We start from the raw sequence: 13,672 nt of genomic DNA, 5'->3' as shown, positions 1-13,672 counted from the left end.
ATTATTTATTCTTTTAAGTCAGATTCTTTTTGTTCAAGTTGACTCCCAATAAATGTTATTACAGAACCAATTAAAATTACAATGATTCCTATCCAAGTATTTAAACTAATTTTTTCACCAATTAAAAGCATTGCAAGTATAGGGGCTAAACCAGGTTTAATAAAGAATACTAACGAGGCAATAGAAACACCTGCTCGGTCCATTGCTAAAAAGTAAAAAGCAAATCCACCACCAGTAACACATACGCAAATAAATAGTAAAATCCAAAAGTAATGAAAATTAACATTTTGCAATACAGGTGTATTAGCAAATGACTTTAACCATGAAACTGAGTTCATAAAAGTAGCAACGAATGGAATATGAGTGATTAAAATTAAAACAAATAATTCTATAGAGCCAGCTAGAAAGGTATAACAGGTTAGTGCTAATCCCTTATAGCCACTCACAAATGATCCCCAGCGAGATACAATACTGTATAGGCCAAAAGTTAAAGCTGATCCTAATGCTAAAGTTAATCCTAAAGGATTTGTTAAATTAGCTGGATTAACAATAATTAATAAACCGATAATAGATATTACAAGTGATATTAATCCTAATCGATTAATTTTCTCTCTTAAAATAATAAAAGCAAATAAGATTGCAAAAACTGGATTACAGCTAAATAAAACTGCTACTGTTGCTGCTTGATCATAAACAATTGCTAACTGATACAATGTCATGCTAAACACAACACATAAAAAACCAGTCAAAGCAAATATTCCTAAGCTCTTCCATTTGCTGTTAATAGCATTATTTTTATTTTTTAAAACAATTGGTAATAAAACTAATCCTCCAACAAAAAAACGAATTAAATTTAATTGAATAGGACTAAAAGCACCACCTACACTTTTTAGTGCAATTTCCATTGAACTAAACATAAATGTAGATATCAAAACATACAGAAAAGTTTTTTTCAAAACAAATATCGCTCCTTATAAATTTACAAATTATATAAAAATTGATAAACTACGTACTTAAGTGAATTTATTATCAAAATCGTTTATCAATCAAACGATAAAATTATATCATAACCTACTTACATCTAAAAAATATCGAGAAATTTATTTTTTTTTGATAAAATGCGTTTATAATATAAACTATTAGTATTTTGATTACATTTAAATAAAAGGAGTAATGACTAAAACATGCAAAACAATAACGATAAAAATAAGGCATACTCTAGAACACAAAACAATCAGCCTCATTTTAAGAAAAAAAAGCATAGCGGTGCTTGGATAGCATTCTTTATCTTTTTAATCCTATTAATATTAGGATTAATTGGCGTTTATAATGTTTATACAAATATGAAGTCAGCAGCAAATAAAGCATATGAACCAGGTGTTACACATAAAGCAAGAAACGTTTCTAATGTTATTGCACAAAATAAACCAGTATCAATTTTACTTTTAGGAACTGATACTGGTGCATTAGGGCGTAACGATACTGGAAGAACTGATACCATGATCTTAGCAACCATTAATCCGAAATCAGAAACAATTCATTTAACCAGTATTCCTCGTGATACTAAAGTAACAGTTCCAGGTGATTCACAACCTTATGAAAAAATTAATGCTGCTTATTCAATTGGTGGTGCATCAAGTGCAGTTCAAACCGTACAAAACTTATTAAACGTTCCAATTGATTTCTTTGCAATTATTAACATGGGTGGATTAGAACAAATGGTTAACGCTGTTGGTGGTGTTACAGTTACCCCTCCTCTCACTTTTAAATATGGTAACGCTAACGTTGTTAAAGGACAAACTGTAACTCTTAATGGTGCTCAAGCACTTGATTACTCAAGAATGCGTCACCAAGATCCAGCTGGTGATTATGGTAGACAAACTAGACAAAGACAAGTTCTACAAAAATTAGTAATTAAAGGAATGAACATTTCTTCATTCCCTAGATATAAAGAAATATTAAATTCAATCTCTGGTAAACTAAAAACAGATATGAAATTTGATGACATGGTTGCACTACGTGAAAGATATGGTGATGCCACTCATCATATTAAATCACAAACACTCCAAGGTGAATCTGCAATGGTTAATGGAGTTGACTATGAAGTTCCAACACAACAAGAATTATTAAATGTATCAAATGATATTAGAAAAACATTAGGATTAAGTACTGCTAGTGTTCTAAATAATACCCAAGATACAACTAGTGATAACAGTGCAGATTCAACCAGTTCAAACAATAACAGCATGACAGCTACATCATATTAATAAATAAAAAAGGTAACCTCGAAATTTTTCGAGGTTACCTTTTTTATTTATGCGGCCAAGAAGATTCGAACTTCCACCGAGATTATTCCCGACAAGATCCTTAATCTTGCGCGTCTGCCAATTCCGCCATGGCCGCTTAATTAACTATAAATAACATTATAATCAATTTTTATTAGTTTGACAAATTTATTTGTAGTTAATTAATAACTCCCTATTCTCCTCTAACTGTAGCACCATCATAATCAATTTTTAGAACTCTTAAATCACCATCTAAATGGTGACTGTTTAGAATGTCCCTTAATTGATATAATTCATTTTCAGTTCCAAATGTAGCAATAGTAGGACCATCTCCACTAATATAGGTACCACGAACTCCAATATCATGTGCATATTTTCTAATGGTACCTAACTCAGGAACATCTTTTTCACGATAATGTTCGTGAAACTTATCTTTTTCAATCATTTCAGCTGCTTTACTCCATTCGCCACTCATGATTGAAGCAACAAAAACATTAGCAAAACTACTTGATTGGATAGCATCATTAAATTTAATTGTTTTGGGCAAATCTTGTTTAGATACTACTGAATGTTTATTAATAAACATTAAAACAGAAATATTCTTAGGCATTGATGCTTTTACAGTAGTACATCTTTTACCATCAAAAGTAGAAATGGTTAAATCACCTAGGATTGCAGAAGTAACATTTTCAGGGTGTCCTTCTAATTTTGCCCCTATGTTAATTTGTTCATCTAATGATAAATTTAGGTGACCTAAAACATTAGCAATTTTAATTCCAGCTACCAAAGCAGTTGTACTAGAACCCATTCCTCTTTCCATTGGAACATCTGACATGACTGTCAACTGATGTGGATGAATATCAGGGTCAATTGACAAAATTGTCTTAACAATTAAATTATTTTCATCATGTGGAATATCTTTACCTAATGCATGATTAACTTGCCAATCATCCATTTCTTCTTCAACAATAACTGTATAGTATAAATGAAAAGCAATTCCCAAAGAATTAAAACCAGCACCTAAATTAGATGAAGTTGCCGGAACTCTAACGATTAATTTTTTATCCAAATAAATCATCCCCGTTTAATTAATTTGCCATGGCATTTACTGCATACATAGCGATTAGTGTTAATTCTTCTTTTTCTTAAATATAGCTGGCCACAATCACTACATATATATTTAAGCATGTGTTTATTCTTAGGCGAAGGTGCATATTTAGATCCACCTACCGCATTTAACATTTGTTTAAATGCAACTGTGTTATGTTTACCAGAATAACCCGCTAAATGCAAATGATAGTGGCAAAGTTCATGTTTAACTATTCCTGCTAAAGTTTTATATGAATGCTCATTTAACATTTTAGGATTGATATCAATATTATGAGATTGAATATGATATCTACCACCAGTAGTTTTTAATCTTTTATTAAAATAAGCTTTATGATTAAATTTTTTAGCAAAATAAGTTAAAGAAATTTTTTCTACCAATAATTGTAATTCTTTATTTGTCATAAATTATCCATTTTTTGTCGGATTAATCATCGTTAACTGAATTCGATTAAGATTAACATCAATCTCCTTGATCCAAACTGTTACAATATCACCAACTGAAACAATTGCATTAGGATTTGAAACAAAATTATCACTCATATTAGAAATATGAACCAAACCATCTTGTTTTACACCAATATCAACAAAGGCACCAAAATCAACAACATTTCGAACGGTTCCTTTTAACTTTAAACCATTAGATAAATCATCAATTTTTAAAATATCTTGTTTTAAAATTGGTTTAGGCATGCTATCCCGAAAATCTCTTCCGGGTTTAATTAAACCTTGATAAATATCATGAACAGTTTCATATCCCAAATGATTATCATTAATAAATTTAGAAATATCTAAGGAATTTAATTTTTTAATCATTTCATTTGTCCCTATCATATTTAAATTCATATGCGTCATATTAATTATTTTTTTAGCAATCAAATAACTTTCTGGATGAATATCAGTATTATCTAAAGGATTTTCACCATCAATAATCCTTAAAAATCCAATCGCTTGTTCATATGTTTTTTTACCTAATCTAGGTACTTTTGATAAAGATTTTCTTGTCTTAAATTCACCATTTTCATTACGATAAGACACTAATTTATTTGCAACATTTTTGTTCATTCCAGAAATATGCGTCAAAAGTTCAACGCTGGCAGTATTGACATTAATTCCTACTTTATTTACAGCAGTTTCAACAGTTCGATCAAGCTCCCGATCCAGTTGTTTTTCTGGAAGATCATGTTGATATTGACCAATTCCTACTGATTTAGGATCAATCTTAATTAATTCAGCTAACGGATCTTGAAGTCTTCTTCCAATACTTACTGCTGAGCGCTCTTCAACATGAAAATTAGGAAATTCATCACGAGCATTTTGACTAGCAGAATATACGGAAGCTCCAGCTTCATTTACAATTACGTAATAAACTGGCCAATTTATTTTCTTAATTGCTTTTATTACAAAATGTTCAGATTCACGACTAGCGGTACCATTACCAATTGCAATCATTTCGACATGATTCTTTTTAATAAAATCAATAAACTGTTTTAAAGCATGTTCACGTTCATTTTTATTAGCTGGTGCATGTGGATAAATTACCAACTTATCCAAAAATTTACCATTTCCATCAATAACTGCTAATTTACATCCGGTTCTATAAGCTGGATCAAAACCCATGACTATCTTTCCCTTTAATGGTGATTGCATTAATAAGTTATATAAATTTTTACCAAAAATTTTAATAGCATGTTCATCAGCTACTTCAGTTAATTTATTCCTAATTTCTCGATCAATTGCCGTTTTGATAAATCGATCATAGGCATCTTGATAACTATTTTCGATAAAATTAGCTGCTTTGCCGTGCATATTGCCATTAATTTGACCAGATAGGTATTTAAAAATTTTATCTTTGTTAACGTCTATTTTAACCGTCAGTATTTTTTGTTTTTCACCACGATTAATTGCTAATATTTGATAACTTTTAGCTTTTTTAATAGGGATTTCAAATTCATAATAATTTTTATATATTTGATCAGCATCTTTATCTTTAGCATTATTTTTTATTTTGCTAATTAAAAGACCAGTACTATTGGTATACTTGCGAATCCAATCGCGAAAATTAGCAACATTACCAAAATGTTCAGCTAATATTTCATGTACACCTGATAGAACATCTTCTACGCTAACTAACTTTTTATCACTATTAATAAAAGACTTAGCTTGTTGATCAAAAGTATCATCATATGATAATACTTTTTTAGCTAAGGGTTCTAAGCCCTGATTTCTAGCAATATCAGCTTTGGTCATACGTTTCTTTTTATAAGGTAGATATAAATCTTCCACCTGATGCAAAGTTGCTGCATTAATTATTTCATTATATAGCTGATCATTTAATTTATTTTGTTCATGAATTATTTTAATTACTTCATCTTTACGATTAAACAAATTAGTAATTCTTTTATGTTCATCTTCAATTGAACGAATTTGTACCTCATCTAAATTTCCAGTTCGTTCTTTACGATATCTAGCAATAAAGGGAACTGTATTACCAGAACTTAACATAGACAAAACTGCGTTAATTTGTTTCATGTTAAAATTATTCAAATTTTTAGCAACTGTTTTTATAATTTCTGCATTCAAAATTAATAATCCCCTTTAGTAAAAATCACTATAAGTATTATATCATTTACTTTTTTGTAAAAAAAAGTAGTCGGCAATAAAAATCACCAACTACTTTGAATTTATAAATTAAGCAGTCATCATTATTTTTTGTGCATACTTAAAGACCTTTTCAATACTTGATTGTTGTAAGTCTCCAGCAGCTTTAAAAGCCTCATTATCGATTGAATCATCTTTGATACTATCTACCATGTTTTGGCATCCCTCTACATAATTAGCATAGGCAGACTTAAGATTAGAATGCATTCCTAATGCTTTAGCAGGTACATCAGCATCATTCAATTGATCTAAATAAGTCTTATAAGTATCAGTACCATTTTGAAAAGTATTCTTAGTAGCTATTAAATCAATATTACTTAAATCATTCTTATTAATTGCTGCTTCTAGTGGTTCATAATCTTTACTCATTTTTTCTCCAGTTTCATTAGTACCAGAAATTAAATCTGATAGTAGTGAAGCATACATTGGCATTTTATTTTTTCTCATTATTAAATATATCCTCTCTATTTCCAAAAATCATCATAAATACTGATAGGTAAGTGACGCTTATGAGCAGTATTCTTATAACGATTTTCAATGATTGAAGCAACTTTATCAGAAACAGTCTTACCTTCTAAATAATCATCAATATCATCATAACGAACACCTAAAGCAACTTCATCAGGTAATGCTGGACGATTGTCTTCCAAATCAGCAGTTGGAACTTTTTCATATAAATGTTCAGGAGCATTTAATACTTTTAAAAGTTCTTTACCCTGGCGTTTATTTAAACCAAAAATTGGTGTAATATCAGCAGCTCCATCCCCAAATTTAGTATAAAATCCTGAAATTGCTTCAGCCGCATGATCTGTTCCAAGTACAGCACCAGATTCTTGACCTGCAATTGCATATTGAGCAATCATTCTTTCACGAGCTTTAATATTTCCCTTGTTAAAATCTGAGATTTTAGGGCCATCTTCTTCAACAGCTGTAACGGCAGCATCAGCCATTGCTTTAATATCAACTCGAACTACACTATCAGCATTCATAAATTTGATTGCATCCATAGCATCCGATTCATCAGCTTGTTTACCATAAGGCAATCTAACAGCAATAAACTTGTAGTCACTGTTGCCTGTTTCTTTTCTCAATTCACTAATAGCCATTTGAGCAATTTTACCAGTTAATGTTGAGTCTTGACCACCAGAAATTCCCAAAACTAATGACTTTAAAAATGAAAATTTTTTCATGTAACTTTTTAGAAAATTAATTCTGTTTCTAATTTCTTGATTTGGATCAATTGATGGCTTTACTTTTAAGTCGTCAATAATTTGTTTTTGCATTGAACGCATTAAAATTCACCTTTTCTATTTCTTAATTTTTTCATGGACATTTTGAATAATATTTCTTTTATTATTCCAACATTTTAATGATAAATCAACTGGATATTCTTGTGGATTCAATTCACGCTTATATTCAGGCCATAATGATGACAATGCTTTAACAGAAAAATCTTTTATTTCTGATAAAGTAGGTTGATTATAAATTAATTTTCCGTCCTTAAAAATAGTTTTTAATAATGGTTTTGCATCAAAATCATTTAATGTTTTATTAATATAAGTAAATTGAGGATGGAACATATAAAGACTATCTTGTTCTCTAGGGTCTTCATCACTAAAGGTAATGTAATCTCCTTCAGATTTACCGTCTTTCTTTTCATTAATTCGCCAAACCTGTTTTTTACCAGGAGTAGAAACCTTCTCAGCATTATTAGACAATTTAATGGTATCAATCATTTTACCTTTATCATTTTCCACAGATACCATTTTATAAACAGCGCCTAATGCTGGTTGATCAAAGGCAGTTATTAATTTAGTTCCGATTCCCCATACATCAATTTTAGCATCTTGCATTTTCAAACTAGTAATAGTTTTCTCATCTAAATCATTTGATGCAACAATTTTAGCATTAGGGAAACCAGCTTCATCTAGCATTTCACGAACTCTTTTTGATAAATAAGCCATATCACCGGAATCAATTCTAACTCCAGCAAAATTTATTTTGTTACCCATTTCTTTAGCCACTTTAATAGCATTAGGCACTCCACTTTTAATTGTATCAAAAGTATCTACCAAGAAGACACAGTTATAATGACTTTCAGCATATGCCTTAAATGCTAAATAATCATCTTGGAAAAACTCTACTAATGAGTGAGCATGAGTACCACTAACTGGAATATTGAATTCTTTACCGGCAAGTACATTTGAAGTAGCATCAAAGCCACCAATATAAGTTGCACGAGCTCCCCAAAGTGCTGCAGATGTTTCTTGGGCACGACGACTACCAAATTCCATAAGTGTATCATTACCACAAGCTAATCTAATTCTGGCTGCTTTAGTAGCAATTAATGTTTGATAATTCACTATATTTAAAATTGCAGTTTCAACTAATTGGCATTCACAAACATTTCCTTCAACTTGCATAATAGGCTCATTGTTAAAAACCAAGTCTCCTTCAACCGCTGAACGAATAGTTCCTGTAAAATGAAAGTTTTTCAAATATGATAAAAAGTCTTCACTGTAACTACCATCTTTTCTTAAAAATTCAATGTCATCGTCTGTAAATTTAATATTATTAACATAATCAATAACGTGCTCTAGACCTGCAAAAATTGCAAATCCATTTTCAAATGGCATTTTTCTAAAATAAACTTCAAATACACTATGACGATTTTGTAAACCTTGTTGAAAATATGTTTGCATCATGCTAAGTTCATATGCATCAGTGTGTAATGTTAAATTATCAAAATTAACTGCCATATTTCACTAAATCCTCCTAATATTATCGCTTTTTATTGTCTTTTATTTTATCATTAATTAAAGAAATATTCATATATAATTAACTTTGAAAGGAAAAAAATGAAAAATAACAAAATTAATATTCTAGGCTTTCATTTCTTAAACACTAATTTTAATGATTTCCTAAATAATATAAAATATAGAATTAATAAAAAAGAAAATACATTTGTAGTAACCGCCAATCCTGAAATAATAACTTATGCTTTGGATCATCCTAAATATAGTAACAAGATAAAACAAGCTGATTATTTAGTTCCCGATGGTGTTGGAATATTAAAAGGTGCTAAAATTTTAGGAGCAAATATGCCAGAAAGAATAACTGGTTATGATGTTCTTTTGGAGTTACTATCTTGGGGCAATAAGAATAATAAATCAGCATACTTTTTAGGAGCTAAACCAGAAGTCATTAAAGACTTAAAAAATATACTAATAGATAAATATCCAAATTTAAAAATAAAAGGACTACAAGACGGATATTTTAAAGATGATGAAAAAGTAGCCAAAGACATTATTAAACAAAAACCAGATATGATATTTGTAGCGTTAGGATTTCCTAAACAAGAAGACTTTATATTTAAATATAAAAACAAATTAAATAGCTTATGGATAGGACTAGGTGGTAGTTTTGATGTTTTATCAGGACATACTGATAGAGCTCCAAAATTTTGGATAAAACATAATATTGAATGGTTATATAGACTGATTAAACAACCTTCTAGATTCAAGAGAATGTTATCTTTACCAAAATTCATATATTTAGTGAAAAAACAAAACAAAAAGAGTACTCATGAATAAATTATTCAAGAGTACTCTTTTTACTATCTAAATAAAATTCAAAACGTTCTCCAACATATTGCGTCCTAACATATTCAAAAGGTTCGCCATTTTGTAAAGAGGTTGTTTGACGTAGTAATAAAATTGCATCGCCTTTTTTAATATCCAAATAATCAGCAATTTTTTCAGAAGCTAAAGTGGAAGAAACCGTTTGTTTAGAAACTTTAGGAATCAAACCAAGTTTATTTTTTAAAGAAGCATAAAATGAATTAGTTACATCGTTTTTACTTAAATTTTGAACTATTTTTTCTGGAACAGTTGCAATTTCAAAACATATGGGTAAACCATCACCATATCTAATTCTTTCCATTCGAACAACTTTATCACTTTGATTTATTTTAAGTTTCTCAATTTCACTTAAAGAAGGTTCTAAAGAATGGTAAGAGATTGTTTTACTAGAAGGAGTTTTCCCTTGAGCTAACATAATATCTGTAAAACTAGTAACCCCAGACATTTTTTCTTGTACTTTCTCATTAGCAACAAAAGTCCCAGAACCCACACGTTGCTCCAAAATGCCTTCATCAACTAAGGTTTGAATTGCCTGGCGTAGAGTCATCCTACTAACATTAAATTGTGAAGATAACTCTCTTTCCGAAGGAATTCTAATACCTAATTTCCAGGTACCATTTTCAATATTCTTTCTAATTTCATTGTGAATTTGGATATAAATTGGTAAAACCATTTATTTAAACCTCCCACAAAACTAATTATCTTGAGTTGCATCAAAACATTTATCGATAGCATTTTCAAAGCCATTTTCTTTTAATGCAAGTAATCCTTTAATAGTACTACCTCCTGGTGAACATACTTCGTCCATTAAATCAGCAGGATTATCATTACTTTTAATAATCATATTCATAGAACCCTTAATAGCTTGCGCAATCATATTATTTGATTCATTTTTACTTAAGCCATGCTTAACAGCAACCCTACTAAAAGCATCAGCAAATAAATAAGCATATGCTGGTGTGCAACCAACAAGAGCTCCTGCTGTGTTTAATTTATTTTCAGGTAAATTAATCATGTCTCCTAGTAAATTAAATTTAGATATAATGTCATTTAAACTTTCATCACTAAAATTTTCATTATATGTGTATACTAAACTACCAGTATTAATCTCAACATTTACATTAGGAACAGTTCTAAAAATAGGTAAATCATAATCGGTTAGTTCTTCAAGACGATTCAAACTATAATCCCATACAATAGATACTAATATTTTATTATCAACTGATAATAACTTCCTAGTATCTTTTAAAACATCAACTACTTGATTTGGATTTACAGCCAAAATAATGTAATCACTATTTTTAACTAATTCTTCATTAGTACTAACAGCAGTTAATTCATGTTTTTTAGCAAAATTAACGTAATTATTCGAATGTTTACTATGAATCAAAATATCATTAGAATTAATATTTCTAGAATTTATAAATCCTTTAATCATTGCCCTTGCCATTGATCCAACACCAATAAATCCTATTTTCATAATACATAACCTCCGAAATTAATAATGTTATAATTATAACACAAAAAAATGACTAACCTTAACAAAGGTTAGTCATTAAATAATTGGGCTAGCTGGATTCGAACCAGCGCATCACGGGATCAAAACCCGATGCCTTACCGCTTGGCTATAGCCCAATAATATGGAGGGGAGTGGATTCGAACCACCGAACCCGAAGGAGCGGATTTACAGTCCGCCGCGTTTAGCCAGACTTCGCTACCCCTCCGAAAGATATAAAATTAATCAACAATATTAATTGTAACATCTATAACTAATTGTTGTCAATAACTTTTTTAAAATTAATTAACTAAGTTATTGAGTTGGCCTTTCGTAACCAACAATTAATATAATATCTAATTAAGCTTAATTAGTCAATACTTTTCAAAAAATAATTTATTTTTTTATAAAAAAATATATAGACAGCAACAATATACTCATAATTATTCCCAAAATTCCTAAAACCATAAAATAAATTGAAGGATTTAGATAGTAATATTTAATTATTTGAGAATTAATTGCTTGTGCACTAGCATACGATAAATATGACATTCCCATCATTTGTGATTTAAAATATTTAGGAGCTAATTCATTAGTTAACGATAAACCTATTGGTGATATAAACATTTCTCCAATACTTATAATTCCAATAGTAATTAATATCCATACAGGATTACTAACACCATTAAAAAGTATTATTGGAATTAACATAAATAGGCATCCTATTCCTGCAAAACAAGTTCCCATAGAAAACTTAATAATTGATGAAAATTGAATTTTTTTCCAAAGAATAGCAAATAACGGTGTGTAAATTAATATAAATAAAGGATTAATTGCTTGAAACCAAGTAGAAGGAATGTGTATGTATATGTTGTTAAATAATGTAAATATACAAAGAGAAATAGAAATAAAGATGGAAAATATAATTAGTAAATTTTTAATTTTCAATTCATTTCTAAACATAAAAATAATGAATAAAAAAAATGCAAATAATATTAATTCAAATATATAAGAATTAAAATGAAAGTTATTATTCGTATTAATATTAGCAATTATGGCAAAAACTGTAGATCCTTGTTCTGAAATAATCCAAAATATGGTCGCAGATATAAATAAAAATAAATATAACCATAAATTATGTTTTTCTTTTTTATCGGTTTTACTACTAAAAAAGATAAACACAAAGTATAAAAATGGAATAATAACTACTAAAATACTTATAAAAGTAATTAAATTATTGACATTAAAAGAGCCAAGTTCAAACATCAATAATGAAATTAAAAATATACCAAATAAGAATATTGATAATTTAATAAATATATTTTTTATATCATACGGCTCAATGGGATTGGATGGATAAATATTATCATCATTAATATATTTAAAGCTACTTTTTCGATATACTAGAAAACCAATTATCATAGAAAAAGCCCCAAAAAGAAAGCCTAGATGAAAATTTATATGTGTCCCTATGAATCCGATAACAATTGGTGAAAATAACGCTCCTAAATTAATTCCAGACATTAGATATGTAAAACCAGAATCTTGTCTTTTATCATTTTTACCGTACAAATTACCAATCATTGAAGATATCGTAGGCTTCAATAGTCCAGTACCAAAAGTCAAAAACAGTAATGAAAAAAGCAATAAAAATAAATTAAAGAATGGAATAGACAGAAGTATTTGTCCAAATATAATTAAGATAGCTCCTAATGATATTGTTTTTTGATTACCCAAAAAACGATCGCTTATATATCCTCCAAATACAGAAACAAGATATACCATCGAACCAAAAATAGCAAAAATAGAAGCCGCTGTAGAAGATGCTAAGTTTAATCCTCCGTTACTTATGGAATAATACATATAAAACAATAAAGTTGATCTTGTACCATAATAGGTAAATCTTTCAAAAGTTTCTGTAGATATAAGAGAAAATAATCCTTGTGGTTGATTATTAGAAATATTACTACTTTTATTCAAGTAATAATCACTCCTTTTAAAAATATAAAAAAAGCCAAATAGTTTTTACACAATTTGGCTTTTTATGCCGGCTGCAGGACTTGAACCTGTGACCGCCGGTTTACGATACCGATGCTCTACCAACTGAGCTAAGCCGGCAAACTAATTAGATACTATAAAAGTGCTAACAAAAGTTAGCACTTTCTAATATAACTCCGAATGTCAGACTCGAACTGACGACAACCTGATTAACAGTCAGGTGCTCTACCAACTGAGCTAATTCGGAATAATAAGCGCGGCAACTTCCTACCCTTGCAAGAGGCGATCCTCTAACTACTCTCGGCGTTTAGAAGCTTAACTGCTGTGTTCGGCATGGGAACAGGTGTATCCTTCTAGCTATCGCCACCACACTATTCTTTTAAAAGAACTTCGTTCTTTCAAAACTAGATATTATTATTCCTTTAGAGAACCACCTTACTTGGTTAAGTCCTCGACCAATTAGTACTAGTCCAATTAGTACTAGT

Annotated in this window: 12 protein-coding genes, 5 tRNA genes and 1 rRNA gene; 2 read left to right on the top strand and 16 right to left on the bottom strand. The window is 29.5% G+C overall.

All coding sequences use genetic code 11. From position 1 onward, the window contains the following. Nucleotides 1–5 precede the first annotated feature (5 nt). Nucleotides 6–956, bottom strand: coding sequence for a DMT family transporter (locus tag C7N44_RS06040; protein WP_105957020.1), 951 nt, complete (start codon nt 954–956; stop codon nt 6–8). A 228-nt stretch (nt 957–1,184) separates the two neighbouring features. Here C7N44_RS06040 and C7N44_RS06035 point away from each other — a divergent pair, with 228 nt between their 5' ends. Further along, a complete protein-coding gene (locus C7N44_RS06035) occupies nt 1,185–2,267 on the top strand; it encodes an LCP family protein (RefSeq protein ID WP_105957019.1) in 1,083 nt (360 codons plus the stop codon). Nucleotides 2,268–2,317: 50 nt separating this feature from the next. On the opposite strand, the gene C7N44_RS06030 is transcribed toward C7N44_RS06035, so the two are convergent. From C7N44_RS06030 to C7N44_RS06000, 7 genes are all read right to left on the bottom strand, one after another. Continuing rightward, nucleotides 2,318–2,403 (bottom strand) — tRNA-Leu (locus C7N44_RS06030). 75 nt (nt 2,404–2,478) lie between these two features. Beyond that, a complete protein-coding gene (gene thrB, locus C7N44_RS06025; RefSeq protein ID WP_225362960.1) occupies nt 2,479–3,354 on the bottom strand; it encodes a homoserine kinase in 876 nt (291 codons plus the stop codon). Nucleotides 3,355–3,359: 5 nt separating this feature from the next. Further along, nucleotides 3,360–3,797 carry a SprT family protein gene (locus tag C7N44_RS06020; RefSeq protein WP_105957017.1) on the bottom strand — a complete coding sequence of 146 codons (438 nt, stop codon included), beginning with the start codon at nt 3,795–3,797 and terminating at the stop codon, nt 3,360–3,362. A gap of 3 nt (nt 3,798–3,800) precedes the next feature. Next, nucleotides 3,801–5,978, bottom strand: coding sequence for a Tex family protein (locus tag C7N44_RS06015; protein ID WP_404799042.1), 2,178 nt, complete (start codon nt 5,976–5,978; stop codon nt 3,801–3,803). A gap of 105 nt (nt 5,979–6,083) precedes the next feature. Beyond that, the gene (locus C7N44_RS06010; protein ID WP_105957015.1) at nt 6,084–6,500 is read right to left on the bottom strand and encodes a hypothetical protein; all 417 of its coding nucleotides are present in this window, start codon (nt 6,498–6,500) and stop codon (nt 6,084–6,086) included. A gap of 17 nt (nt 6,501–6,517) precedes the next feature. After that, entirely contained in the window at nt 6,518–7,345 is an 828-nt protein-coding gene (gene nadE / locus C7N44_RS06005; protein WP_105957014.1) for an ammonia-dependent NAD(+) synthetase, read from the bottom strand. Between the two features lie 15 nt (nt 7,346–7,360). Further along, complete coding sequence (locus C7N44_RS06000) at nt 7,361–8,812, bottom strand: nicotinate phosphoribosyltransferase (RefSeq protein ID WP_105957013.1); 1,452 nt, start codon at nt 8,810–8,812, stop codon at nt 7,361–7,363. A 99-nt stretch (nt 8,813–8,911) separates the two neighbouring features. Here C7N44_RS06000 and C7N44_RS05995 point away from each other — a divergent pair, with 99 nt between their 5' ends. Further along, entirely contained in the window at nt 8,912–9,646 is a 735-nt protein-coding gene (locus C7N44_RS05995; RefSeq protein WP_105957012.1) for a WecB/TagA/CpsF family glycosyltransferase, read from the top strand. Between the two features lies 1 nt (nt 9,647). Here the strand turns inward: C7N44_RS05995 and C7N44_RS05990 are convergent, their stop codons facing one another. The 8 genes from C7N44_RS05990 to rrf form a co-directional block, all read right to left on the bottom strand. Then, nucleotides 9,648–10,367, bottom strand: coding sequence for a GntR family transcriptional regulator (locus C7N44_RS05990; RefSeq protein WP_105957011.1), 720 nt, complete (start codon nt 10,365–10,367; stop codon nt 9,648–9,650). A 21-nt stretch (nt 10,368–10,388) separates the two neighbouring features. Further along, the gene (gene proC, locus C7N44_RS05985) at nt 10,389–11,174 is read right to left on the bottom strand and encodes a pyrroline-5-carboxylate reductase (RefSeq protein ID WP_105957010.1); all 786 of its coding nucleotides are present in this window, start codon (nt 11,172–11,174) and stop codon (nt 10,389–10,391) included. Nucleotides 11,175–11,257: 83 nt separating this feature from the next. After that, nucleotides 11,258–11,329: transfer RNA gene (locus C7N44_RS05980), tRNA-Gln, on the bottom strand. 6 nt (nt 11,330–11,335) lie between these two features. Further along, nucleotides 11,336–11,418 (bottom strand) — tRNA-Tyr (locus C7N44_RS05975). 167 nt (nt 11,419–11,585) lie between these two features. Further along, nucleotides 11,586–13,169, bottom strand: coding sequence for a peptide MFS transporter (locus C7N44_RS05970; protein ID WP_105957009.1), 1,584 nt, complete (start codon nt 13,167–13,169; stop codon nt 11,586–11,588). A 65-nt stretch (nt 13,170–13,234) separates the two neighbouring features. Beyond that, nucleotides 13,235–13,307: transfer RNA gene (locus C7N44_RS05965), tRNA-Thr, on the bottom strand. A gap of 54 nt (nt 13,308–13,361) precedes the next feature. Further along, a tRNA-Asn gene (locus C7N44_RS05960) sits at nt 13,362–13,434 on the bottom strand. A 7-nt stretch (nt 13,435–13,441) separates the two neighbouring features. After that, nucleotides 13,442–13,558, bottom strand: a 5S ribosomal RNA gene (rrf, locus tag C7N44_RS05955). Between the last annotated feature and the right edge of the window lie 114 nt (nt 13,559–13,672).

This window comes from Apilactobacillus quenuiae, assembly GCF_002994005.1.
In the GTDB taxonomy this organism is placed as follows: domain Bacteria; phylum Bacillota; class Bacilli; order Lactobacillales; family Lactobacillaceae; genus Apilactobacillus; species Apilactobacillus quenuiae.
The sequence above is the reverse complement of the archived record's forward strand: the minus strand, read 5'-3'. Positions and strand labels throughout refer to the sequence as shown.